This is a genomic window from Promicromonospora sp. NPDC050249 (assembly GCF_040656015.1).
Classification (GTDB): Bacteria; Actinomycetota; Actinomycetes; order Actinomycetales; family Cellulomonadaceae; genus Promicromonospora.
This window is the reverse complement of record NZ_JBFAKY010000003.1, coordinates 123210-145593: the sequence shown is the minus strand read 5'-3', so window position 1 is coordinate 145593 and position 22384 is coordinate 123210. Positions and strand designations below refer to the sequence as shown.

Genomic DNA, 22384 nt, shown 5'->3' with positions numbered 1-22384 from the left:
TGACCCTGCGTCAGGGTCAACCCCGCATCCGAACTCGTTTCCGCGGCCTTGTTCCGTGGTCGGGCTCAGCCCTGGGTCGCGGTGAGGCGCACTCCTCCGAGCACCGGGGCCTCGACCCCGCGCGTGGCGCGGACCAGGAGCCGGACGGTCCCGTCGTTCCACGCGCCAGGCAGCCACAGCCGGCCGGCGTCGCCGCCGGTGAACCGCGGCCGCGCGGGGTCGTCGAGCCACACCCGGCCCAGCAGCTCCCCGCCGGCGAACGCGCTGACCCGCACCTGGGCGCCCTCGAACCCGAGCGAGAGCCCGCCCGGCGGCACCGCCGCCTCGAACCACCGCTCCTCGCCGGGTGCCAGCTCCAGCGGCAGGGCGACGGCCTCCCCTGCGGCGTCGGCGCGGGACAGGTCGAGGATCGCCTCGTCCGGCTGAGGCTCCACGTCCCAGCCGCTGACCGGCTCCAGGCGGAGCAGCTCGGCGGCCAGGCCGGTTCCCGGCCGGTGCGGCACGGTGATCGCGACCGCGTGCCCCGTACCCGGGGCAAGGTGTAGCCAGGGGTCGTCCTCTGTCACGGTGTGCGTTACGCCGTCCACGGTCACCCGGACCGACCCCGCGACCCCGGCCAGGCGCAACGCATGGTGGTGCGCATCATCGACGTCGAGGCCGCGCGAGTAGGTGGTCGGCTCTCCGACGCGGGTGCTGCTCCAGCCGCCGAGCGTGCGCAGCGGTGCCGGCTCGCCCGGCCAGCCGCCCGCCGCGCTCACGCGCCACAGCACGGACACGTCGGACCGGCCGACGACCGACCACACCCTGCCGAGCCCGCGCGACGACCCCAGGCGCAGCGCCGGGAGTCGGACGTCGTCGAAGTTCGCGTGCCCCCAGGTCTCGACGGTCGCGTCGAGGCGACCCGCCCCGGCCACCGGCAGCCGGAAGGTGGCACCGAAGCCCGCGACCGTGGGGAGCGCGGCCCCGGCGAGCGCGAGGTCCACGATGTCCGACGCGCCCTCGATCAGCAGCTCGTCCGCCCCGTCGAGGCCTGTCGAGTAGTGCGTACGCCCGCGGTAGACACCCACCTCCTCCGACGACGGCGGCACGTCGTGCCGCGTGGTGCGCCCGGTGCGGGCCGGAAGGTCGAGCGCGGTCAGGGCCGTGAGTGACGGGTGCTCGGCGGCCGCATCGTCCGCGGCGGTTCCGCCGTCGGACGGCGCGTCCGCGTCCACGTCCGCGGGATGGCGGACGACGACCGCCCACGTCACGCCGTCGACCCCTGCCTCGATCCGTGCGCGGACCGGGGCGCCGGGCGCGGGTGCGGCCAGCTCGACCAGCACCGGCCGCCCGCCCGGGGCCTCCAGCACGACGACGCTCGCGCCGGCCGTCGCCAGCTCGATCCCGTCCGGGCCGGCGCCGACCAGGTCGGCGCTCGCCAGGCGCAGGGTCCCCGGCAGCCCGAACCGGTCCAGCGGCAGGTCCCGCAGCACCAGCAGGCACGACGCAGCGGGCAGCGGTACCGCCACCTCGGGCCCGCCGAACCATGCAGGGAACGCGGCGGTCCCTGCGCCGTCGGTCAGGTTCGGGATGCCGGTCAGCTCGCCCCCGCCGTCGAGCACCAGCCTGGACGGCGAGGCGCTGGTGGCGACGTCGACCCGGAAGGCGCCGTCGGCGGAGGCTGTGGTCGACCGGGCGAGCGCGGGTCCGAGGGTGCGCAGCACACGCGCGAGGACGCGGGCCTCGGCCATCTCGGGGCGGGGCACGCCGACGGGGTCGAGGTACCCGCCGAAGTCGTAGTCATGGGACATGAACCCGCCCGGGTCGCCCCAGTTGCCCACCGAGGGCGTGTAGCCGAAGTCGAAGCCGGAGGCCTGCAGGTAGGGCGCGATGACCTTCGCGCCGCTGACCAGCAGCCGGCGCAGCGTCGCGTGCCTGCGGTTGGTCTCCATGACCAGCAGCGGCTCACCGCGGTCGGCGACGAGGTCGGCGTGCTGCCGTACCTCGGCCTCGACGAACGGCGACAGGTCGTCCGGGTAGAAGTTGAACGCGGGAGTGATGCCGTCGACTCCCCCGGTGGCCCCCGCGAGGTCGCCCTGCCCGGCGCAGGCCACGACGGGCACCGTGATGCCGTGGCCGAGGGTCAGCTCGTGCAGCCGAGCCAGGTACGCGGGGCGGTCGGCGGTGTCGAAGAAGTCGAGCTCGTTCTCCACCTGGATCGCGACGACGGCGCCGCCCCTGTCGCGCTGCCGGGCCGCGAGCAGCGGCATCACCTGGTCGAACCATGCCTCGACGTGCCGCAGGTAGCGCGGCTCGGCCTGCCGCAGCGCCAGGCCGTCCTCGAGGGTCAGCCACGCGGGCAGCGCGCCGCCGTCCCACTCGGAGCAGATGTACGGGCCGGGCCGCGCGACGACACCGAGCCCGGCGTCGCGGGCCAGGTCGAGGAACTCGCCGACGTCGCGCCGCCCGGTGAAGTCCCACCGGCCGGGCGCGGTCTCGTGGAAGTTCCACGGGACGTAGACGTCCACGAGCGTGTAGCCGGACGCCGCCACCTGGGCCAGCCGGTCCGCCCAGGCCTCGCGCGGCACCCGGAAGTAGAACAGCGAGGCGCACAGGTGCACCTGCTCGGCGCCGTCGAGCACGAGCCCGGAGGGCCGCAGCCCTACGGTGGCGTCCGTCTGCGTCGTCATCTCGTACCTTCGCTCTCGGCGGGTTCGGTGGTGGGTTCAGTGCTGGGTTCTGTGGCGGGTTCGGTGATGTACGTGCGGAAGATCCTCGTGAACAGGACCGCGTTCACGACGGCGAGGCCCGCGAAACCGATGAGGAACCAGAGCAGCCCGTACACCGCCACCCTCGGGTAGAAGACGGTGACGACGACGGGGAGCGCGGTGACCGCGGCGATGGCAAGGGACCCGAAGAGGTGCCGGAGCGACATCAGGCGCGAGTTGTTCAGCACCTCCAGGACGGTGTTCTCGAACGTTGCGGTGTACGGGAAGACGTACAGCGTCGCCAGCACGAACCGGAACGCGACGAGGTAGAACACCACCAGCAGGACGATCCGGACGATGACGGGGACGTCGAGGTTGTCGACGACCACGTACCAGGCCGCCAGGACCAGGGCGAGGAACACGACGGCCAGCCCCAGGAGCGTCGCCTGCTTGAAGTTCGTCCGGAACGACCTGAGGTAGTCGCTCGCCACCGACGTGCTCCCGCCGGACACGATCTTCATGGCGCTGTAGTTCAGGGCGGTCAGAGCGGCGCCGAGCGTGACGACCGGGATCGCCGTCGCGATGAACACGAGGTTGAGGATCATCACGTCCGCGACCTTGTCCAGGAACCGCAGGAGCGGTGAGTCCGGGTGGAAGATCTTGCTCACGATCGCCCTGTCTCTTGATGTGGCCGGTGGTACGGCTGTCGGTGGCCGAGCCGGTCGGGACCCGTGTCTCGACCAGCTCGGCCACCGAGACGGCGAACTAGCCCTGGGTCTCCGCCCAGGCGTCCAGGTCGGCCTGGATGGCGTCCCTCGCCTCGTTGTAGCCCGCGGCCTCCAGCTCCTCGCGCATGTCCGCGATGGCGGCTGCCGGGTCGTCGAACTTGCCGTACTGGAGCTGCGGGATGTACTCGGAGAGCACGCCGCCCATGGCAGCCAGGTAGGGGTCGATCAGGTCCTTGTTCACGATGAGGGTCGTGTACGGGTAGTCCTTCGCCGCCGCGTCGAGCTCGTCGTAGATCTCCTGCTTGTTCGGCGCGTCCGTGACCCGGTCCGGCTCGAACTCGTCCATCCGGCCGCCCCAGAAGTTCGACCCCAGGGCGTCGGTGGTCTCGTCCCAGCCCTCCGGACGGTCGAGCTTGCCCTCGTCGGTCATGACGTAGTCGGTGCCCTCGATGCCGAAGTTGAGCAGCTTGTAGGCCTCCTCGTCGTTGCGCAGGACGTCGTAGACCTCCAGCGCCTTCTCAGGGTTGCCCGAGGTGGCGTTCACGGCCATGGCCCCGTGCGTGGGGATGTCCCGGAAGAAGTTCCCGTTCTCCTGACCCCAGTAGAAGAACTTCGGGTCGGAGCCGGGCTGCTTCTTGTTCATGTTGTCGACGATCGCGCCGATGTAGGTCTGCGCGTGGTGCTGGTCCGCGCCGGAGAGACCCGCGTAGAACAGCTCACGCGTGACGCCGTCGTAGTTCAGCGCGTCCTCGCGCCAGACGCCGATGTCGTTCCACTCCTTGGCCAGCTCGGCGGCCTCCAGCAGCTCGTCGCCCTCCATGTACCAGGAGGTCACCGTGTCGGGGTCGGCCTCGGTGGTCTGGAACGGCCAGTAGTTGCCCGCGGTGATCTGCTGGAGGGTCTGGCCATCGGTGTGCCCCTGGAGGTACCCGGTCAGCGCGTGGTCGTTGGCCCCAGCGACGTCCCACGGGTAGGCGTCCTTCTTGTTCTCCTTGACCCACTCGAAGTAGGTGGTGAAGTCCTCGAACTTCGTGATCGTGCCGTCCTCGAAGCCCGCCTCCTTCGCCCAGTCGCCGCGGTAGAAGAACCCGTGGTTGGTCCACTGGGTGAAGTTGTCCTCGGGGATGAAGAAGATCTCCCCGTCGAGCGTCACCTTGTCCCAGTTCCCGTTCGCCTCGACCTGCTCCCACGTCCGCGGGGCGTGCTCCTGGAGCATCTCCTCGGAGAGCGGCAGGAAGGCGCCCTTCTCCGCGTTCTCCCAGGCGAACAGCCAGTCCGTGGCGGTGGTGATCAGGTCGATGCTGTCGTCACCGGAGAGCAGCTGGGTGTTGTACTGCGTCTGCCAGTCGGCCCACTCCACGTAGTAGAAGTCCAGGGTGGCGTTCGCCTCCTCGATGAGGTGCGGGTTCAGCTCCTCCAGCATCGCCTCCAGGCGGCCGTTCTCCGGCTTGTCACCCAGGACGAGCATGGTGATCTCGGTCGGCTCCCCGGAGTCGGACCCACCGCTGGGACCGCAGGCTGCCAGTGTTGCCGTGCTCATGGCCAGGGCGAGCGTTGCCGCCCCGACCCTCGCGAAAGACTTTCTCATCGTTGAGACTCCCTCGAATCATGGTTCGTACTGCAGATGTTCTTGCGGATGTTCCGAGCACTCATGAAAGTGGGCGTCAGCCCTTCACGGCCCCGACCGTGATTCCGGAGACGAAATACTTCTGGACAAAGGGGTACAGGAGCACGATCGGCCCGGTGGCGACGACGGCGCTCGCCATCTTCAGGGTGTTGCTCGGCAGTTCGGTGATGCTCACGTTCGAGCCTGCCACCGAGTTTCTGAGCGCATTCGCGGTGTTGATGATGTTGTACAGGTGGTACTGGAGCGGTTTGAACTCGACGGTGCTGCCCAGATACAGCGAGGAGAGATACCACTCGTTCCAGTAGCCCAGCGCCAGGAAGAGGCCGAGAGTGGCCAGCGCCGGCTTCATCATCGGGAGCGCGAGCTGCAGGAAGATCCGGAAGTCCCCCGCGCCGTCGACCTTTCCGGACTCGATGATCTCGTAGGGCATGGACCGCGCGAAGTTCTTCATCAGGATGATGAGCCACGGGGTCATCAGGAGCTGGAGGAATACCGCCAGGTAGCTTCCCTTGAGCCCGAGATCACGCGCCACCCAGAGGTAGGTGGGCGCCAGGCCCGCGGAGAAGAGGGTCGTGAAGTAGATGAAGAACGAGATCCAGTTCCGGAAGGGGAAGTCACGCCGCTGGAGGGCGTATCCGGTCATGGCGATGATGAACAGCCCGAGCGCCGTACCGCACACGGTCATCAGGATGGTCACGACGTACGAGCCGATGATCTGCCGGGGGGCCCGGAAGATGTACTCGTAGGCGTCGAGCGTGAACTCCTTGGGCAGCAGCCCGAACCCTTCCCTCATGATCGCGCCCTCGCTGGAGAAGGAGGCGGAGACGATCATGATGAAAGGCAGCGCACAGAACAAGGTGAAGAGCGTGACCGTGAAGTAGGAGATACCCCGCAGCATGTAGTCGCTCTTGTCGAGCCTGACCTTCCTCGGCCGCTTCACTGCGACGACGTGACTCATCACGCCCCCTCTCTGTCAGAACGGCGCAGGTTAGAACAGCGCATAGTCCTTGTTGATCCTTCGGACGATCCAGTTGGCCAGCATCACGAGGGCGAACCCGAACAGGGACTGGTAGAGCCCCACGGCCGTCGACGAGGTGAAGTTGTTCTGCGAGAGGATCATGCGGTAGACGGACGTCTCGATGATGTCGGTGGTGGAGAACAGAGCAGCGTTGTTGCCCACCAGGTTCCAGAACAGCCCGAAGTTGCCGTGCATGATCCCGCCGAGCGAGAACAGCAGAAGAATGATGAAGGTCGGTTTCAGGCTCGGCAGGATGATGTAGCGGATGCGCTGCCAGGCCGAGGCCCCGTCGATGGCAGCGGCCTCGAACAACGAGTTGTCGATGCTCATGATGGCCGCGAAGTAGACGATCGATCCGTAGCCGGTGCTCTGCCAGAGCTGGAACAGGATGATGATGATCGGCCACAGGCCCGCCGTGCTGTAGATCTTGATCGGGTCGCCGCCCGTCTGCTCGATCAGCGCGTTGATCGCACCGGTGTCGAAGTTGAGCAGGTTGAACGCGATGACGCCGACCAGGACCACCGAGATGAAGTACGGCAGGAACATGATGGCCTGGCTGATCTTCTTGAAGTACTTCGACCTGATCTCGTTCAGCATGATCGCCAGCGCGATCTGCAGGATGTTGCCCAGGATGATGAAGGCCAGGTTGTAGAGCAGCGTGTTCCGCGTGAGCTGCCACAGCTGCCCGGACTGGATGAGGAACTCGAAGTTCCGCATTCCCACGAACTCGCTGCCGAAGATCCCGTCCCGGTAGTTGAAGCTCGTGAAGGCGATCCACACACCGGGGAGCGGACCGTAGCTGAAGACGAGGAAGAACACGATCGCCGGAAGGCACATGAGGAGCAGCACCTTGTTGCGGGCGATGCTCTTCAGCAGCGATTTCGGCTTCTTCACCGTCAGCGTCTCGGACTGGACGACCGGCCCCGTCAGCGTGACTGCCATAGCCATCGCCGTTCAGCCGGTTCGACGACCGGAATCTCTGTCATGCGCCACTCTCCGTTGAAGGCCGCTGGGCATCGTTGCCCGATGTTAACGATAACAAGTTAACGTGAACATGAGGGTAGGGGGCATGCCTCTGTTCGGTCAAGCACTGGAAATCACGGTTCCGTAACGGTGGAACGTATGCCGCGAAAAGGGCTGGACGCCCGGGGCGGCCGCGTGCGGGGCCCGGATCCGGCCGGGACGGCGGCTAGTTCCGCTCGGCGACAGAGACAGCGAGGTCCCGCTGTGCGCCCGCCATGCCGGTCAGGTCGGCGCGGAGCTCCGCTCTCCACTCCGGCTCGTCAGTTCCGGACCACTCGAGAGCACGGGCGATGCGGACCGCCGAGCAGGCCGCGTGTGCGCCGGCGAACAGCCGCAGGTTCGCCAGGTCGGCGTCATCGAGTGCCCGCACGCCGCGGTACCCGGCGACGAACGCATGGACGAGGTGCCTGCGGGCGGGGTCCGGCTCCCCGTCAGGACCGGTCGGGTCGCGCAGGGCGTAGGCGACGTCGGCGGCGTACCAGGACAGCGCCGCCTCGTCGAAGTCGAAGGCTGTCGCCCGGCCTGCGTCCCAGGCCAGGTTGTCCAGCTCGAAGTCGCCGTGCACCACCCCGAACCGCGATCGGTCCCGCGGCAGGCGCGCGAGCCGGTCGGCCAGCCGGGCGGCGGCCTTCACGAACGCGGGATCCTCGGCGAACCGGTCAGGGATCTCGGCCAGCTCGGCAAAGGCGTCCGGGAGGCCGTCGTCGATTCCGGCCGCGCCGTCGTGCACCAGGGCAAGAGCCTGGCCCCACTCGTGCGCCAGGTCGTCCGTGAGGTCTTCCGCGTCGATCTCCTGTCCCGCCGCGGCCTCGACCACCATGGCGTGCATGGTGCCCAGCGCCGTCTGCACCGTCGCCGTCAGGCCGCCCGTCTCGGTGGGAACAGGGCTCACCACTGCCGCACCGCCCGCAGCGAGCCGGTGCATGAGGACGCTTACCGGCACTACCGCGCCGGCGTCCCGGTAGGCATCGGGCACGAACCGCAGGTACCGCTTCCCTCGCGGGTCGGGCAGGACGAACACATGGGAGGCGCTGGAACGCCACCACTTCGCGGTCCCGGCCGGGTACCCCCATGCCGCTGCGACCTGGTCAGCGACCGGGCTCTCCCACGCGGGGGTGACTGTTCGCTTCAGACGATCGATCTCGGTCAACGGCATCATCGACGGACAGCCTCACGGGCTCCGGCCTCGGCCGGCAACGGAATACTCGGTTCCCGAACCCTCCGCCTGCCCGGCGAAAGGTTGCGCTACCGCGGAAGACTCTCGTCCTGACCCGAATCAGCGAGCGTCACACCGCCCACGCCCCAGTTCTCGCGCGGGATCTCCTGGATGACCACCCGGATCGTGTCGGGCTCCATCCGCATCACGCGGGCGTAGGTCGCGGCCTCGCTCACGAGGATGCAGGGGCCTCGGTCCACGGCAGCGGGAAGCCGAGCGCTACGAGGACGTCCTCCCAAATGTCCTCGGCAAAGACGGAGGTCGACCGCAGCAGGTCCTCGATCTCCCGCTGGGACGCTCCGGTGAATCCGGCTGCCGCCGCCCAGGCCAGGAGGTCGGCGGCGGCGTGCGGGACGTGTGCCCGCATGCGGTCGCCGTACTCCTCGATGTCCGTGTCGTCGGTGCACAGGATCGCTTCTGGATCGTACTGTCCGTATTCGACGAGCGTGTCGACGTTCAGCCCTACACGCCAAGGTCTGCCGCCTGGCGCCAGGCCGGTCACGATCGCGCAGTCACTGTCCAGGACCCACGCGCTGCTCGCCGGAGCGCCCGTCACCCGGACCAGCTCGATGAGCTCCTTCAACCGGATCTCGTCCCAGTAGCCGGCGGTGATCTCCACCGCCTGCCACCCCGTGGTGACCGGCCACCGCGAGGTCACGCCACCCTCAGGCGACCCTGGCGGCGTGAGCGACACCAGCGTCGACACCTGCTCGAGGGGGCCGTCGCTCCGCGCGACGACGACATGTCCGGTCAATCCCATGGCTCTGCTCCCTCAGCCCGTCCGTCGAGTCGACCCATGCTCCCGGCCATGCCCCCGATCCGGGAGCGGACGCGCCGGTACGCGATGACCGAGACCACCTCGACCGTTCCGACGTACGTCTACGGCACCTGCATCGGCGAACGAGGCGTCATGAGCCGCTCGCCCCGCCTCCCGGAAGCCCACGCGATGAGTTTCCCCACCACCCGCCGTCGTACCTGGGCCGACTACCACTCCCGAACCCCTGGAGAACAGCAATGAGCGGACTGCTACTGGAGAACAAGAACGCCGTGATCTACGGCGGAGGGGGCGCCATCGGCGGCGCCGTCGCGCGGGTGTTCGCCCGGGAGGGTGCGCTGGTGTTCATCGCCGGACGGACGCAGGCGAAGCTCGACGCGGTGGCGCGCGACATCACGGCTGCGGGCGGAAAGGTCGAGACGGCGCTCGTCGACGCCGCGGACCCGGAAGCGGTCGAGCGTCACGCCACCGCCGTCGCCGCGACGGCCGGCCATATCGACGTCGCGCTCAACGCCGTGAGCGTCATGCACGACCAGGGGACGCCGCTCGCGGACCTCTCGCTGGAGGAGTTCATGCGGCCCATCGACGGGTTCCTGCGGACGCTCTTCATCACGAGCAAGGCCGTGGCACGGCACATGGGCGGCGAGCGCCCCGGCGTCATCCTGAACCTGTCCGAGCCGGGTGCGAAGCTAGCGGTCGAGGGCATCCTCGGCCACGGCGTGAGCGCGGCCGGCAAGGAGGCGTTCTCCCGGCTGCTGGCCGCGGAGCTGGCTCCCCACGACATCCGCGTCATCAACATCCGTCCGCACGCCGTCGTCGACGCGGTCGCCGCGGGCTCCTACACCAAGGACGTCTTCGGGCCTTCGGCGGCTGCGTCCGGTCAGTCGATCGACGAGCTCCTGGAGGACGCCATGCAGCAGGGGACGCTGCTCAAGCGGCTGCCGACGCTCGCCGACGTCGCGGAGACCGCAGCCTTCCTCGCCTCGGACCGCGCCCGAGCCATGACCGGCACGGTGGTGAACCTGACCGGCGGCGCGCTGGTGGACTGAACGCAACGAGCCGGGCTCGGTCTCGGGACCGTGGACCCACCCGCGAGCCTTCTGCGCGGTACGGGTGGGCCCACCGTGTGCGGCGGGAAGCTGGGCCGACGCAGGTCAGACGGCGGGGTCGCTCGCCGTCGCGTGCGCAAGCGCCCAGGTGAGGGCGTGGTCGGCCACGGCCTCCCAGCCGGGTGCGGCGCAGGTCCAGTGGTCGCGGCCCTCGTACTCGTAGTACTCGGTGATCGCGGGCGACTTGGCGTAGTGCTTGGCGTTGGACTTGTTCACCGAGGGCGGCATGATGTGGTCCTCGCTGCCGCCGATGAACAGCAGAGGGGCTCGGTCTGCGGTGTAGTCCACCCAGGTCTCCTGGGGGCCGGGCTTGAAGTTGGCGAAGAGGCCGTACTCCCACACCCAGTTGCCCGGGGCGGGGATGGCGTACCGCTCCCAGACCCGCCGGGACTCCTCGGCCGAGAGGGTGTTGGTGAACGCGTAGTGGAACTCCTCGGGCGTGAACCCGACGGCGCGGTGCCGGTTTGCGGGGTTCTTCAGCGCGGGGAACAAGGACCTGGCCTGGGACAGCGGGTTGACTCGCACGCCCTCTGTGGGTGCGGAGTCCACCACGACGGCCGCGGCACCGAGGCCCCTGGCGAGCAGGAGCTGGGTGAGCGTGCCGCCGAACGAGTGGCCGATGATGATCGGCGGCTTGTCCAGTGCCTCGATGACGGCGGCGAGGTGGTCGACGGTCTCGGGGACCGTCAGGTCGGCGATGATCTCGGGGTTGTCCCGCAGGGCCTCGACCTCGATCTCGAAGCCCGGGTAGCCCGGGGCCAGGACCTTGAGGCCCTTGGCCTCGTAGTGGGAGATCCAGCCCTCCCAGCTGCGCGGGGTCATCCAGAGGCCGTGGACCAGGACGACGGTGTCAGGCTGTGCTGCATTCATGCTGCTGCTCCTCGTGGTGAAGGGTCCGGTGGTGAACGGTCCGACGCCGGTCAGGCGTCGATGAACGCCAGAAGGTCGGCGTGGAGGCGGTCTCTGTCGGTGTCGGGCAGCGCGTGGCCGCTGCCCTCGTAGACGGTCAGCGTGGCTCCGTCGATGAGCGCGGCGGACCGCTTGCCGCCGACGTCGAAGGGCACGATCTGGTCGTCGTCGCCGTGGATGACCAGCGTCGGGACGTCGATCTTCGCCAGGTCGGGACGGAAGTCGGTCGCGGAGAACGCGGCGATGCACTCGTAGGCGCCACGGTGGCCGGAGGCCATGCTCTGCAGCCAGAACGCGTCGCGGAACCCCTGGTCGACGTCCTGGCGCCGGTTGTGGCCGAAGAACGGGCCGTCGGCCAGGTCACGGTAGAGCTGGGACCGGTCAGCCTTCTCTCCCGCCCGGATCCCGTCGAACACCCCGATCGGCAGCCCGTCGGGGTTGTCGTCGGTCTGCAGCATGAGCGGCGGGACCGCTGAGACCAGCACCAGCTTGGCCACACGGGCGGTCCCGTGGCGGCCGACGTAACGAGTGATCTCGCCGCCGCCGGTGGAGTGGCCGACCAGGGTCAGGTCGCGCAGGTCGAGGGCGTCGATCAGGCAGGCGAGGTCGTCGGCGTACGTGTCCATCTCGTTGCCCTGCCAGCTCTGGCTGGACCTGCCGTGGCCGCGCCGGTCGTGTGCGACGACGCGGTGACCGTGCTCGGCGAGGAACAACGCTGCCGCCTCCCACGCGTCGGAGTTGAGCGGCCAGCCGTGGCTGAGCAGGACGGGCGTGCCGTCGGTGCCCCAGTCCTTGTAGAAGATCTGAGCGCCGTCGTCGGTGGTGATGTAAGGCATGGTGGGCCTCCTCGGTATCGGTCGAGCTCTGACAGCTCGACCTTGCCTCGGGGCCCGGTAGGTCCGGACCACGTGATCCTCGTAGTCCGTCCCCGACTACGAAGTGGCGGGATCCTCTTCGGTCGGCGTCGGTGTGAGGCGGTCGGCGAGCTGACGTCGGGAAGACACACCCAGCTTCTGGAAGACCTTGCGGAGGTGGTAGTCGACCGTGTTGGGGCTGATGAACAGGTTCGCGGCGATCTCGGAGTTGGTGCGCCCGATCGCCGCGAGCTGTGCGATCGTGTGCTCCTGCGTCGTCAGGTCGAACACCCGCGGTGAGTTGTCGATGTCACCGGAGTCGGTGAGGGGCGCCAGCTCAGCGGTCGTCCGCGCGACGAACAGGTCGGCGCCGCTGTGGCGGAAGTGCTTGAGGGCGAGCCGGAGCTGTTCGCCGGCCTCGCGGCGTCGGCGGGCACGGCGCAGCCATTCCCCGTAGACGAGGTGGGACCTCGCCAGGTCCATCTCGGCACCGGTCTTGCCTAGCGCCTCGATCGAGGCCCTGTAGTGCGGCTCGGCGTCCTCTGTGCCGAGCAGGGCCAGCGCACGCTGGGCGAGCCCGAAGCACCAGGGCGAGCCGTTCGCGTCGGCTGTCCGCGCGAGCAGTGTCGCGACCCGTTCGGCATCGTCGTGGTGCCCGCTGCGTGCAGCGGCCTCGGCATAGTCGGGGTAGTAGGTGGGTGTGGTGTGCAGGAACGCGTCGGTGACGAGCGGGGTCAGCTGCTCGTACGCCTCCTGGTACTTCCCGTCCGCGAGGTGGCGCACCGCGACCGACGCGCGCGCTGACGAGCTGACGCCGCCGAACCCCGTCGCGTCCGCTCCGTCGGCGATCGCCGCCACGACCTCGAGCGGTGACCCGGTCCAGGCCATGACGGCGGCGTTGATGACGTTCTCCGCGTCGTAGCCCATGGCGCGGCGCACCTCGCGGACCAGCTCGTCGTACGTCACGGCGCGACGCAGGGTGCCGCCCCACAGCTCGGACAGCGCCATGATCCACAGCAGGGAGTCGACCAGCTGCAGCGCTCCGGCATCGCGAGCAGCGGCAGCTGCTCGGGCGAGAGCGGCGGTACGTCCCTCGTTGTCCCACAGGAATGTCCCGAGGGAGGCGATCACCGAGCCCATCTGCATCATGTCGTGATCGGGAAGCGCAAGGATTGCATCCAGCGCCGCCCGGGCGGGCACGACTGCCTGCTCGTAGGGCTCGAGGGCCAGTGCGCCGAGGCCGAGCAGGATGGCCGATGCAGGGCCGTCGGCCACTCCGGCGCCCGCGACGATGCGGTGGCCGAGGGCGTCAGGGGTCGTGCCCAGGATCATTCGTTCGGCGGTACAAGCGGTGTGAAACGCACTGAGCAGCGCTCGTTGCTCTCGCTCGGGATCGTGCCCGTGGAAAGCGTCGGCCGCCCGCAGATTCCCGGCCGTTGCCCCCCGCACCCCGTCCGGGCCGCCAGAGAACAGTCCGAGCGCAGTGCGCACGGAGATGGCTCGTCCCTGGGTGACAGCGTCGGCCATGGGATGGTCGGTCTGGTCGACGAGGCGGTGGGCCACGTGGATCGCCCCGGCCGCCAGAGCTGCCTCCGCCGCACCGACCTGACGTGCATCGCGCACCGGTCCGGATGGTGTGAGCTCGGCCGCGCGGGTCAGGATGGTCGCCTGCGAGGCCAGGCCACCACGCCGAGCCGCCAGATCCGCGGAATGAGCCAGCCGGTCGGCCACGTCAGGATCGGTCCCGAGCACTGCACGAGCGGCGTGCCACGCCTCGGTCTGCACGAGCCCGAGCCGGCCCGCCGCTCGGGCGAGGGCGTCGTGCACCCGGCGGCGCTCGGCGCCGGGTGCGGCGTTGTACACAGCAGAACGCACCAGAGGGTGCCGGAACCGGACGACAGGTTCGAGCTCCACGAGGCCGGCGATCTCGGCTCGGTCGCCGCCGTCGGGGCTGAGCCCCAGGTTCGCCGCCGCCGCGGTCAGAAGGTCGACGTTTCCCGTCGAGTCCGCGGCGGCCAGGAGCATCCAGGGCTGGACGCCGGGGCCTGTCTGCCGCACCCGGCGAACGTAGTGCGCCTCGAGGTGCTGGCCTACGGGCACCGGTGTCCCATCCAGTCCCAGGTCGGGTAGCTCGTGCACGAGCGCGTCACCGGCCAGATCGATCAGGGCCAGCGGGTTGCCACCGGTCGCGCGTGCGATCGCCGCAGCCGCAGACGGCGCGAACGGCATCGTCGCCGACCGGTTCAGCAGCCGGACGGCGGTGGCGAGGTCGAGTCCAGACAGCACCAGCTGCGGAACGCCACCCACCCGGTCCGCGAACCCCTCCCCGTCGCGGCCCGCGAACACGACTGCGACGTGCTCCACCGCGAGCCGACGAGCCACGAACGCGAGAGCGTCCAGACTCTCCGAGTCGATCAGGTGCGCGTCGTCGATCACGCACACCACCGGCCGGTCCGAACCTGCCGCCGCCAGGAGCCCGAGCACACCCAGACCGACCAGAAACCGGTCCGGTGCCGGACCATCAGCCATACCGGACGCGACCTGTACCGCTTGCCGCTGACGTTCTGGAAGCGCCGCGTGGTGTCTCTGCAGTGTGGTGGCCAGCCGCTGTACGGCGGCGAACGGCATCGCCGACTCCGACTCGTACCCATCCAGCCGGATCACGTCGACGCTCGCCTGCCGTGCCGATTCGGTCAGGAGACAGGTCTTTCCGATTCCTGGCTCCCCCAGGACCAGCAGGGAGCCGCCGCGTCCGTTGCGCGCCGCGCCGAGGAGCGCGGCCAGCCGACGCTGCTCGTCATCACGGCCCAGGAGCACATCGGCATTTTCCATGCCCTCCACGGTAGGACCGGCGGCGAGAGACTACGCGGTTCACGTGGTCCAGTTCACCCGGCCGGATGCGGATGATCTTTTCTGTCCCCACCCCGACAGGAGGCCCCCTGATGACCAGGAGACGCATCACCCGCCCCACCGCTCTGATCGCCGCACTCGCCACGGCACTGCTCGCACTCTCACCTGTTGCGGGCTCCACCTCGCCCGCCGGCACGCACGGCGGTCAGAGTGGCTACCCGGTCCCCGGCCCGAAGCCCACCATCGTGCTGGTGCACGGCGCGTTCGCCGACTCCAGCGGCTGGGAAGCCGTCACCGACCGCCTGACCGACCGCGGCTACCCGGTCCTGGCGTTCTCCAACCCGCTGCGCGGGCCTGTGTCCGACGGCGAGTACCTGCGCCAGTTCCTCGACACCGTCCCCGGCCCCATCGTGCTCGTCGGGCACTCCTACGGCGGCGCGGTCATCACCAACGCCGCGACCGGCGACCCGGACGTCAAAGCACTCGTGTACGTCGCCGCCTACGCCCCTGCCGAGGGCGAGAACGTGGCCACCGCCAACACCCTCGGCGGCGGCCACACCGTGGTGACCGACCACCTGGTCCTGCGCCCGTACCCGGGAGCGCCGCCCAACGATGCCGACGCCTACATCGACCCCGCCTGGTTCCACCGGCTCTTCGCCCAGGACCTTCCTCGCGACAAGGCCCGCTTCATGGCCGCCAGCCAGCGTCCCGGCGCCCTCGGTGCGCTGCTCCTCGCCTCCGGCCCGGCGGCCTGGGAAGAGATTCCCAGCTGGTACGTCGTCGCCAACCAGGACCGCATCATCCCGCCAGAGGCCGAACGGGCGATGGCCGAACGCGCTGGAGCCACCACGGTCCACGTGAACAGCTCGCACGTCGTCATGATGTCCCAGCCCGGGGCGGTTACCCGGGTCATCCTCGACGCCGCACGCAGCTGACGAGCGAACTACCGCCAGGGCTCTCGCGGTGTCCACCCTCCGGTGGTCACCGCGAGAGCCCTGAACCGCTGCTGCCCGCACCGCGTGCATCTACGACGCCAACCACTCCCGCGCGTTACGACCCGTCCTGGCGGAACCCACGCCGTCGTCGGCGGGGTTCATCTCTGCCCACACCGCGTCGAGGGAGAGCCCGAGGACCTCTGCGATCGCCGCGACCGTCGGGAAGGCCGGGGTGGCGACACGACCCGACTCGATCTTCCGGAGGGTCTCGGGCGAGACGCGGGCGTCGAGCGCGACCTCGAGCATCGAACGCTCGCCCCTGGCGCGACGCAGAAGGGCGCCGAGACGCTGTCCGCGCTCGACCTCCGCGGGTGTGAGCGGCAACCTGACCATGCTTCCGATCATAGTACCGGGATAGTATGGCCGGGATAGTTATTGGAAGACGTGCGAAGGGCATCCCATGATCGAGATCTTGAACCCCGCCGAGCTGGTCCGGGCCAGGGGTGCGGGCACCCTGGTCGGCACCATCCTGCAGACGCTGCGCGAGCGGTGCGTGGTCGGCACGAACCTGCTGGACGTCGACCGGTGGACCAAGGCGATGATCGTCGACGCCGGTGCGCAGTCCTGCTACGTCGACTACGCGCCGTCCTTCGGGCGCGGACCCTTCGGCCACTACATCTGCACGGCCGTCAACGACGCCGTCCTCCACGGGATGCCGCACGATTACCAGCTCGCCGATGGCGACCTGCTGACCCTCGACCTCGCCGTCTCGCTGGACGGCATCGCCGCGGACTCCGCCATCAGCTTCATCGTCGGCGACACCAGGCCGGCCGAGAGCGTCGCCATGATCGACACGACCGAGCGCGCCCTGCGGGCCGGGATAGCCGCCGCCCGCCCCGGGGCTCGCATCGGTGACATCTCCGACGCCATCGGCGCGGTGCTCAGCGCGGCCGGGTACCCGATCAACGTCGAGTTCGGCGGGCACGGCATCGGATCGACGATGCACCAGGACCCGCACGTCCCGAACACGGGCCGGCCCGGCCGCGGCTACAAGCTGCGGCCCGGGCTGCTGCTCGCGCTGGAGCCCTGGGTCATGTCGGACACCGACGAGCTGGTCACCGACGCCGACGGCTGGACCCTCCGCAGCGCGACGGGCTGCCGGACGGCGCACAGCGAGCACACCATCGCCATCACCGAGGACGGGGCGGAGATCCTCACGCTCCCGAGGCCGGCATAGCCCTCCTCGGTGGTCGAGCCTCCTTCGCTGGTCGAGCTTGTCGAGACCTTGATGGCTCTCGACAAGCTCGACCAACGGAGACGGGCCCAGGCGAGAGGGCCTAGTACGGGCAGGTGCTCCGGTACTCGCTGATCGTCGTGCTCGTGGACGGCGCCGGGCACAGGAACTGGTCGTAGCGCAGGTCGTCGTCGACGAAGCGCTTGAGCCAGGAGATGCTGTACTTGGCGATGGTCGTGTTGTCCGTGTTCGGCGCGAAGTGGCTGGCACCGCGCAGCTCCAGGTACGCCTTGTCGGCACCGCTGGGGAGCGACTGGTAGAACGGCTCCGCATGCGAGCGGACGGAAGCGATCGAGTCGTCCTCCGCGCCGACGATCAAGGTCGGCGTGCTGACCTCGGGCCACGTCTTGTCGGTGTTCCACGGCGTGAGCGGGATCGCGGCCTGCAGCGACGGCCGGTCCTTGGCCGCCTCGAGCGATCCCCCGCCGCCCATCGAGTGGCCCATGACGGCCAGCCGGTCGGCGTCGATCCGGCTGCTGACCACGCTGCGCGTCGTCAGGTAGTCCAGCGCCCGCAGGAGCTGGTCCCCACGCGAGGACGGCTGGTCAGAGGTGGTGTTCGTGTCGATGGTGAAGACGACGAACCCCTGCGACGCGAGCCGCGGGCCGAGCCAGGCCATGCTCGACTGCGAGGCGGTGTAGCCGGGTGCGACCGCCACCGCTCCGAACGTGCCCTCGGCGGTGCTGGTCGGGTAGTAGATGGTGCCGCCACCGAAACCGGTGACAGCAAGACGCGAGACGCTCACGTCGGCGACGGCGAACGAACCACGGCGAGCCTCGATGCTCGACACGGTCGGATCGGGACCACGTTCGTACGGGTTGTCGGCAGCCTGCGCGACCGGCAGGCCCACGACGGCGGTGCCGGTGAGCAGCAGCCCTGTGACGAGCGCTGCACCAGCCTTGCGGATCAGATGCCTCATGAATCGCCCCTTCGAGATCGGTGAGACAACAACTGACCGAACCGACGATAAAGTAGCTCTACCACTCGGTCAAGACATTCTTGAGATTGATGCACGGCGGTCGTTGACTAGGGTCGGAGGGTGAACGAGCACGTGGACGGCCGCAAGCTGCGCTTCGAACATCGCCGTGGAGAAGTCCTGCGCGCCGCGACCGAGCACGCACTCGACCACGGCCTGGCCGGTCTGTCGCTGCGCAAGGTGGCCCAGACGGTCGGCGTCAGCCACGCGACGCTGGTGCACCACTTCTCGACGAAGGACGACCTGGTCGCCGCGATCGTCGACCTGGTCCTCGCCCAGACGCTCGCGCTGCCCGACCTGGTCGACGACGACCCGGAACCGCTGGAGACCATCTGGCGGCGGGCGACGTCGGACGAGGGGCGGCGCTACATCCGGCTGTTCACCGCGATCACCGGGCACGCCATGCACGACAACCCGAAGCTGCGCGACGCCGTGGCGCGGTCGATGCAGCAGCGGACGGCCCTGCTGGCCGCGGGCCTGGTGCGCCACGGCTGCCCGGAGCCGGAGGCCTCCGTGCTGGCGACGTCGCTGCTCTCGACGCTGCGCGGTCTGCTCGTCGACCTCCTGGTCACCGACGACGAGGAGCGCGTCCGGGCGGCGTTCGAGAACCTGACCGCGGAGCTGGACCGACACAGCGCCAGCTGGCAACCGCCGGCCGAAGAGCACGTCTGATGCCGGGGCTTGACCTTGACCCGAGGTCAACCCGGAGGCTCGTCGCATGAGCAACCTCGACACGAACGCACCCCGTCCGAACAACGCCTCCTGGTCCGGCATGGTCCCCGTCGACGACACGGAGCTGGCAGTGACCGACACCGGTGGCGCCGGCCTTCCCGTGATCTATCTCAACGGCTCCTATGCCTCGCAGCGGCACTGGAAGCGAGTGATCGCCGACCTCGGCGACGGCTACCGGCACATCGCCTTCGACGAGCGCGCCCGCGGACGGTCGAAGCTCTCGGCGGACTACTCGTTCGAGGCGTGCCTCCGCGACCTCGACGCCGTCCTGGCGGCCCGGGGCGTGGACCAGGTCCTGCTCGTGGGCTGGTCCTATGGCGCGCTGCTCGGGGTGCACTGGGCGCACCGCAGCCCGGACCGCGCCCTGGGTGTGGTCGGCGTCGACGGCCCGTTCCCGGTCGGCTGGACCACGGCAGCCGAGCACGAGGAGATCCGTAAGGTGTTCCGCCGGATGCGGCTGTTCATCCCGCTGGCCGCCCGGCTGGGTATGGCCGCGCGCTTCTCCGGCGAGCAGCACGTCGAGGTCGCCATCGAGGCACACCTGCTGCACGCCGCCCTCACGCCGATCCTCGAGACGGTGCCGATCCCGGTCCGGTACGTCGTGGCGTCCGGTGAGGGCATGGGCAGCCGCGACGACCTGCAGGAACAGATGCGCAAGACCCTCGACCCGCTGCTGGTCGAGAACCCGAACCTGAAGGTGGGCGCGAAGGTGGCCAGCAACCACGGCAGCATCCTGCGCAAGGACTCCCCCGCCGTCGCCGCCGTCGTCCGTGAGCTCGCCGCCACCGTGAGCACGCAGGGCCGGACCGGGCGATGAGCAGGGAGGCGGGCGGCATCACCATCGGCCAGGCGGCGGCGTTCGCAGGCGTCACGATCAAGACGGTGCGGCACTATCACAAGCTCAGGCTGGTCGAGGAGCCGGACCGGGACGTCTCCGGGTACCGGCGGTACGGGTCGGAAGACCTGCTGCGCCTCGTGCAGGTCCGGACGCTGGCCGCCGCGGGGGTGCCGCTCGCCGACATCGGCGGCATGCTCGACGCCGACGCCGAGCGGTTCGCCCTGTCCCTCACCGACGTCGAGCAGCGGCTGACCGACCAGATCGAGGAGCTGGTCGCCCGCCGCGACACCCTGCACCGGCTCGCCGACGACCGGGCGCTGCTCCCCGACCGGGCCTGCGCGGTCCTCGAGCGGATGCGCGAGCTCGGCCTCAGCCCCGACTACGTCGCGGGCCAGCGCGAGGCGCTGGTGCTGTTCCGGGCGCTGGTGCCGGAGGGTTTCGACAGCTTCGTGACCCAGCTGGAACACAGGCTCGACGACCCCGAGTTCGTCGACCTGACCCAGCGCAGCTGGGAGGCCCTGTCCTGGGACCCGGACGACCCGCGGGTCGAGGAGCTGGCCTCGGCCCTCGCCGCGAACCTGCTGGCCAAGCCCGAGCTGCTGGCGATGCCCGCGGGGTTCCGGGCCCGGCCCGACACAGCCACGCGGTACGGGATCGTCAACACCCACGGCCAGGAGGAGTGGCCGACGTCGGCCCGACTGACCGCGCTCGTCGAGGACAGGCTGCGCGCCGCGGGCGTGCCGGTCCCTCGTCAGTGACGAGGCGTCGGGGCCGGGCCGGGCGCGCGACCGCTCAGTCGTCGGGCATCGACCGGCGGTCGCCCACCGGCCCGCCGGCGTGCGGGAAGGCGAGCGAGCCGGCGCCCACCCACCACTCCATGACGTCGTAGGCGAGCCGGCCCGCCAGGACTGACGGGTCCGCGTCGGAGAGCCGCGCGGCCTCGGCGGCGTCGCACGCGAAGATCGACATGCCGCGGTAGGACTGGTCGCTCTGCGCGTCGAACGGGCCGTTCGCGACGAGGGTGCCCCGGCGGGCCAGCTCGGCGCGGTACGCGAGGTGGCGCGCCTGGAGCGCGTCCAGCTCCTCGTCCGACATCTCCGGCGCGTCCGGCGGGCGCCGGAGCACGACCACCGTGTAGACGTCGAACGCGTCGGGGATGTTCGGATCGCGCGGCATACGACCAGGCTACGACCGTGACCCGCCGAGCGGCCCGCCGACCGGCCCGCCGATCAGCCCTCGGTCTCCGGCGACACGGCGAGCCGCGTGTTCCACGGGTCCGCGAAACGGAGCGTCGCACCGTCGTCGGACGTCGGGATGCCGTGGAACCGGAGGCGGTCGGCAAGGGCCTCGACGTCGGACCGGGTGGGGACGAGGATCCGGACGTCGCCGAGGCCGAGCGTCGAGGCGCGCGGCGCCGCCCCCGCGCTGCGCCACGTGTTCATGCCGATGTGGTGGTGGTAGCCGCCCGCCGAGACGAACAGGGCGGAATCCCCCAGCTGCGCGGTGACGTCGAACCCGAGCGTGTCGACGTAGAACCGGCGCGCCGACACGAGGTCGCCCACCTGCAGGTGCACGTGCCCGATGGCGGCGGACGGACCGGTGTCGGACGCCGCCGGGTCGTGCCACTGCCGCAGGAACTGGTTCGGGTCGAGGTACTCGCTGGCCATGGCGACGGTCCCGTCCGGACGGACCGTCCACTCCTCGCGGGGGCGGTCGCGGTACAGCTCGACGCCGTTGCCCTCGGGGTCCGTGAAGTAGAACGCCTCGCTGACCAGGTGGTCGGCGCTGCCGGTGTAGGTCTCCGGCACCCGCTGCGCCATGGACGCGAGCGACGCGGCAAGGCGCCGCTCGTCCTCGAAGACGATCGCCGTGTGATAGAGCCCGGCGCCGCGCGGGTCCGCGCCCGGCAGGGCCTTCTCCTGGCGGAGCACCATGATCGGCACGCCGCCCCGGCCCAGCGTCGCGTTCGCGCCCGACTGGTCGAGGACGTCGAGGGTCACCGCGTCCTGGTAGTACGCGGTCATGGCGTCGAGGTCGCGGACGAGCAGCTCCACGGTGTCCATCCGGGTGCCGTCGGGCGCCGTCCCCGCGGTGGCGACACTGCCCTGCCGCCACGCGGGGACGATGTTCGGCGTGCTCATGAGATCACTGCGAGGCCGCCGCCCCAGGAGATCTTCTCGGCGCCTGCGAGCGTCATCTGCAGCAGGCCGACGGACTCCAGCTCCCTGGCCCGCTTGAGCGAACCGGCGTCCAGCCCTTGCAGCCCGGCCGCGGTGACCAGCTCGACGAGCGTCTGCTTCGCGCCCGCGTCGTCACCGGCGACGAGCACCGTCGTCGGCACGGAGCCGATCTCGCCGCTCGCGAGCGTGCCGCCGAAGTTCGTGTTGAACGCCTTGACGACCTTCGCGCCGGGGACGGCGTCCTGCAGCTGCTTCGCCGCCGAGGAGTCGGCGGGGACGACGAGGTCGTCGAAGGTGCTGAAGTCGACGGGGTTGGTGACGTCGACGAGGACCTTGCCGTCGAACGCGCTCGGGTAGACCTCGACCAGGTCCGCGACGGCGCCGTAGGGCACCGCGAGCACGACGATGTCGCCGGTCACCTCGTCACCGACGGTGCCTGCCGTGCCGCCCAGCGGGCCGGCGACCGCGCGCGCCTTCTCGACGTCGCGGGCGAGCACCTGGATGCCGGTCCCGCCCTTCGCCGCGATACCCGCAACAACACTGCCGAAGTTTCCTGCTCCGATGACGGTGACCGTGGTCATGTGCGCTCCCAAAATAGTTGTTCCTACAACCAACGCTCCGAGTCTCGCACCG

The 22384-nt window shown here is 69.9% G+C and carries 23 protein-coding genes; 7 read left to right on the top strand and 16 right to left on the bottom strand.

What is annotated here, in order from left to right; translation table 11 throughout:
- Positions 1-65: 65 nt before the first annotated feature.
- The 8 genes from AB0I32_RS03650 to AB0I32_RS03615 form a co-directional block, all read right to left on the bottom strand.
- Positions 66-2669: a beta-galactosidase gene (locus tag AB0I32_RS03650; protein WP_357502976.1), complete on the bottom strand. Its 2604-nt coding sequence runs from the start codon at positions 2667-2669 to the stop codon at positions 66-68.
- The gene (locus AB0I32_RS03645) at positions 2666-3355 is read right to left on the bottom strand and encodes a DUF624 domain-containing protein (protein ID WP_357502974.1); all 690 of its coding nucleotides are present in this window, start codon (positions 3353-3355) and stop codon (positions 2666-2668) included. Before AB0I32_RS03645 ends, AB0I32_RS03650 begins: the two co-directional genes overlap by 4 nt.
- 97 nt (positions 3356-3452) lie before the next feature.
- Complete coding sequence (locus AB0I32_RS03640; protein ID WP_357502972.1) at positions 3453-5003, bottom strand: extracellular solute-binding protein; 1551 nt, start codon at positions 5001-5003, stop codon at positions 3453-3455.
- A 76-nt stretch (positions 5004-5079) separates the two neighbouring features.
- Positions 5080-6000, bottom strand: coding sequence for a carbohydrate ABC transporter permease (locus tag AB0I32_RS03635; RefSeq protein WP_357502970.1), 921 nt, complete (start codon positions 5998-6000; stop codon positions 5080-5082).
- Positions 6001-6030: 30 nt separating this feature from the next.
- Positions 6031-7002, bottom strand: a complete 972-nt coding sequence (locus AB0I32_RS03630) for an ABC transporter permease subunit (protein WP_357502968.1) — start codon at positions 7000-7002, stop codon at positions 6031-6033.
- Positions 7003-7249: 247 nt separating this feature from the next.
- Positions 7250-8242: a phosphotransferase gene (locus AB0I32_RS03625; RefSeq protein ID WP_357502966.1), complete on the bottom strand. Its 993-nt coding sequence runs from the start codon at positions 8240-8242 to the stop codon at positions 7250-7252.
- A gap of 86 nt (positions 8243-8328) precedes the next feature.
- Positions 8329-8475 (bottom strand): tautomerase family protein, encoded by a 147-nt coding sequence (locus AB0I32_RS03620; protein ID WP_357502964.1) that lies wholly within the window; start codon positions 8473-8475, stop codon positions 8329-8331.
- Positions 8472-9059, bottom strand: a complete 588-nt coding sequence (locus AB0I32_RS03615; RefSeq protein WP_357502962.1) for a hypothetical protein — start codon at positions 9057-9059, stop codon at positions 8472-8474. Before AB0I32_RS03615 ends, AB0I32_RS03620 begins: the two co-directional genes overlap by 4 nt.
- Positions 9060-9107: 48 nt before the next feature.
- Between AB0I32_RS03615 and AB0I32_RS03610 the strand changes: the two genes are divergently transcribed.
- Entirely contained in the window at positions 9108-9317 is a 210-nt protein-coding gene (locus AB0I32_RS03610) for a hypothetical protein (RefSeq protein ID WP_357502960.1), read from the top strand.
- Complete coding sequence (locus tag AB0I32_RS03605) at positions 9314-10123, top strand: SDR family oxidoreductase (protein ID WP_357502958.1); 810 nt, start codon at positions 9314-9316, stop codon at positions 10121-10123. Before AB0I32_RS03610 ends, AB0I32_RS03605 begins: the two co-directional genes overlap by 4 nt.
- Before the next feature lie 105 nt (positions 10124-10228).
- Here the strand turns inward: AB0I32_RS03605 and AB0I32_RS03600 are convergent, their stop codons facing one another.
- The 3 genes from AB0I32_RS03600 to AB0I32_RS03590 all read right to left on the bottom strand — a co-directional run bounded on the left by AB0I32_RS03600 (position 10229) and on the right by AB0I32_RS03590 (position 14778).
- The gene (locus AB0I32_RS03600; protein WP_357502956.1) at positions 10229-11053 is read right to left on the bottom strand and encodes an alpha/beta hydrolase; all 825 of its coding nucleotides are present in this window, start codon (positions 11051-11053) and stop codon (positions 10229-10231) included.
- 50 nt (positions 11054-11103) lie between these two features.
- Positions 11104-11928 carry an alpha/beta hydrolase gene (locus tag AB0I32_RS03595; RefSeq protein ID WP_357502954.1) on the bottom strand — a complete coding sequence of 275 codons (825 nt, stop codon included), beginning with the start codon at positions 11926-11928 and terminating at the stop codon, positions 11104-11106.
- A 96-nt stretch (positions 11929-12024) separates the two neighbouring features.
- Entirely contained in the window at positions 12025-14778 is a 2754-nt protein-coding gene (locus AB0I32_RS03590) for an AAA family ATPase (protein ID WP_357502952.1), read from the bottom strand.
- A gap of 110 nt (positions 14779-14888) precedes the next feature.
- Here AB0I32_RS03590 and AB0I32_RS03585 point away from each other — a divergent pair, with 110 nt between their 5' ends.
- Positions 14889-15731 carry an alpha/beta hydrolase gene (locus AB0I32_RS03585; protein WP_357502950.1) on the top strand — a complete coding sequence of 281 codons (843 nt, stop codon included), beginning with the start codon at positions 14889-14891 and terminating at the stop codon, positions 15729-15731.
- 90 nt (positions 15732-15821) lie between these two features.
- Here AB0I32_RS03585 and AB0I32_RS03580 read toward each other — a convergent pair whose 3' ends face one another.
- Entirely contained in the window at positions 15822-16124 is a 303-nt protein-coding gene (locus tag AB0I32_RS03580; RefSeq protein ID WP_357502948.1) for a helix-turn-helix transcriptional regulator, read from the bottom strand.
- A 67-nt stretch (positions 16125-16191) separates the two neighbouring features.
- On the opposite strand from AB0I32_RS03580, the gene map reads away from it, so the two are divergent.
- Positions 16192-16968, top strand: coding sequence for a type I methionyl aminopeptidase (gene map, locus AB0I32_RS03575; protein WP_357502945.1), 777 nt, complete (start codon positions 16192-16194; stop codon positions 16966-16968).
- A 100-nt stretch (positions 16969-17068) separates the two neighbouring features.
- On the opposite strand, the gene AB0I32_RS03570 is transcribed toward map, so the two are convergent.
- A complete protein-coding gene (locus tag AB0I32_RS03570) occupies positions 17069-17944 on the bottom strand; it encodes an alpha/beta hydrolase (RefSeq protein WP_357502943.1) in 876 nt (291 codons plus the stop codon).
- 120 nt (positions 17945-18064) lie between these two features.
- On the opposite strand from AB0I32_RS03570, the gene AB0I32_RS03565 reads away from it, so the two are divergent.
- Genes AB0I32_RS03565 through AB0I32_RS03555 form a run of 3 tightly spaced genes read left to right on the top strand, consistent with a single transcriptional unit; the run spans position 18065 to position 20329 of the window.
- Positions 18065-18673 (top strand): TetR/AcrR family transcriptional regulator, encoded by a 609-nt coding sequence (locus tag AB0I32_RS03565; RefSeq protein WP_357502941.1) that lies wholly within the window; start codon positions 18065-18067, stop codon positions 18671-18673.
- A gap of 46 nt (positions 18674-18719) precedes the next feature.
- Positions 18720-19550, top strand: a complete 831-nt coding sequence (locus tag AB0I32_RS03560; RefSeq protein ID WP_357502939.1) for an alpha/beta fold hydrolase — start codon at positions 18720-18722, stop codon at positions 19548-19550.
- The gene (locus tag AB0I32_RS03555) at positions 19547-20329 is read left to right on the top strand and encodes a MerR family transcriptional regulator (RefSeq protein ID WP_357502937.1); all 783 of its coding nucleotides are present in this window, start codon (positions 19547-19549) and stop codon (positions 20327-20329) included. The genes AB0I32_RS03560 and AB0I32_RS03555 overlap by 4 nt, the downstream gene beginning before the upstream one ends.
- 34 nt (positions 20330-20363) lie before the next feature.
- Here the strand turns inward: AB0I32_RS03555 and AB0I32_RS03550 are convergent, their stop codons facing one another.
- The 3 genes from AB0I32_RS03550 to AB0I32_RS03540 are packed head-to-tail and all read right to left on the bottom strand — an operon-like array spanning position 20364 to position 22332.
- Positions 20364-20747 (bottom strand): YciI family protein, encoded by a 384-nt coding sequence (locus AB0I32_RS03550; RefSeq protein ID WP_357502935.1) that lies wholly within the window; start codon positions 20745-20747, stop codon positions 20364-20366.
- Between the two features lie 53 nt (positions 20748-20800).
- Complete coding sequence (locus tag AB0I32_RS03545; protein WP_357502933.1) at positions 20801-21712, bottom strand: VOC family protein; 912 nt, start codon at positions 21710-21712, stop codon at positions 20801-20803.
- Positions 21709-22332, bottom strand: coding sequence for an NADPH-dependent F420 reductase (locus AB0I32_RS03540; protein WP_357502931.1), 624 nt, complete (start codon positions 22330-22332; stop codon positions 21709-21711). Before AB0I32_RS03540 ends, AB0I32_RS03545 begins: the two co-directional genes overlap by 4 nt.
- Between the last annotated feature and the right edge of the window lie 52 nt (positions 22333-22384).

Coding starts and splice junctions, on each gene's coding strand:
- AB0I32_RS03550 (WP_357502935.1), bottom strand. CDS start 20,747: ATGCCGCGCGATCCGAACATCCCCGACGCGTTCGACGTCTACACGGTG.
- map (WP_357502945.1), top strand. CDS start 16,192: ATGATCGAGATCTTGAACCCCGCCGAGCTGGTCCGGGCCAGGGGTGCG.
- AB0I32_RS03580 (WP_357502948.1), bottom strand. CDS start 16,124: ATGGTCAGGTTGCCGCTCACACCCGCGGAGGTCGAGCGCGGACAGCGT.
- AB0I32_RS03610 (WP_357502960.1), top strand. CDS start 9,108: ATGCCCCCGATCCGGGAGCGGACGCGCCGGTACGCGATGACCGAGACC.
- AB0I32_RS03650 (WP_357502976.1), bottom strand. CDS start 2,669: ATGACGACGCAGACGGACGCCACCGTAGGGCTGCGGCCCTCCGGGCTC.
- AB0I32_RS03640 (WP_357502972.1), bottom strand. CDS start 5,003: ATGAGAAAGTCTTTCGCGAGGGTCGGGGCGGCAACGCTCGCCCTGGCC.
- AB0I32_RS03570 (WP_357502943.1), bottom strand. CDS start 17,944: ATGAGGCATCTGATCCGCAAGGCTGGTGCAGCGCTCGTCACAGGGCTG.
- AB0I32_RS03590 (WP_357502952.1), bottom strand. CDS start 14,778: ATGGAAAATGCCGATGTGCTCCTGGGCCGTGATGACGAGCAGCGTCGG.
- AB0I32_RS03615 (WP_357502962.1), bottom strand. CDS start 9,059: ATGGGATTGACCGGACATGTCGTCGTCGCGCGGAGCGACGGCCCCCTC.
- AB0I32_RS03625 (WP_357502966.1), bottom strand. CDS start 8,242: ATGATGCCGTTGACCGAGATCGATCGTCTGAAGCGAACAGTCACCCCC.
- AB0I32_RS03595 (WP_357502954.1), bottom strand. CDS start 11,928: ATGCCTTACATCACCACCGACGACGGCGCTCAGATCTTCTACAAGGAC.
- AB0I32_RS03555 (WP_357502937.1), top strand. CDS start 19,547: ATGAGCAGGGAGGCGGGCGGCATCACCATCGGCCAGGCGGCGGCGTTC.
- AB0I32_RS03605 (WP_357502958.1), top strand. CDS start 9,314: ATGAGCGGACTGCTACTGGAGAACAAGAACGCCGTGATCTACGGCGGA.
- AB0I32_RS03540 (WP_357502931.1), bottom strand. CDS start 22,332: ATGACCACGGTCACCGTCATCGGAGCAGGAAACTTCGGCAGTGTTGTT.
- AB0I32_RS03560 (WP_357502939.1), top strand. CDS start 18,720: ATGAGCAACCTCGACACGAACGCACCCCGTCCGAACAACGCCTCCTGG.
- AB0I32_RS03545 (WP_357502933.1), bottom strand. CDS start 21,712: ATGAGCACGCCGAACATCGTCCCCGCGTGGCGGCAGGGCAGTGTCGCC.
- AB0I32_RS03600 (WP_357502956.1), bottom strand. CDS start 11,053: ATGAATGCAGCACAGCCTGACACCGTCGTCCTGGTCCACGGCCTCTGG.
- AB0I32_RS03585 (WP_357502950.1), top strand. CDS start 14,889: ATGACCAGGAGACGCATCACCCGCCCCACCGCTCTGATCGCCGCACTC.
- AB0I32_RS03630 (WP_357502968.1), bottom strand. CDS start 7,002: ATGGCAGTCACGCTGACGGGGCCGGTCGTCCAGTCCGAGACGCTGACG.
- AB0I32_RS03635 (WP_357502970.1), bottom strand. CDS start 6,000: ATGAGTCACGTCGTCGCAGTGAAGCGGCCGAGGAAGGTCAGGCTCGAC.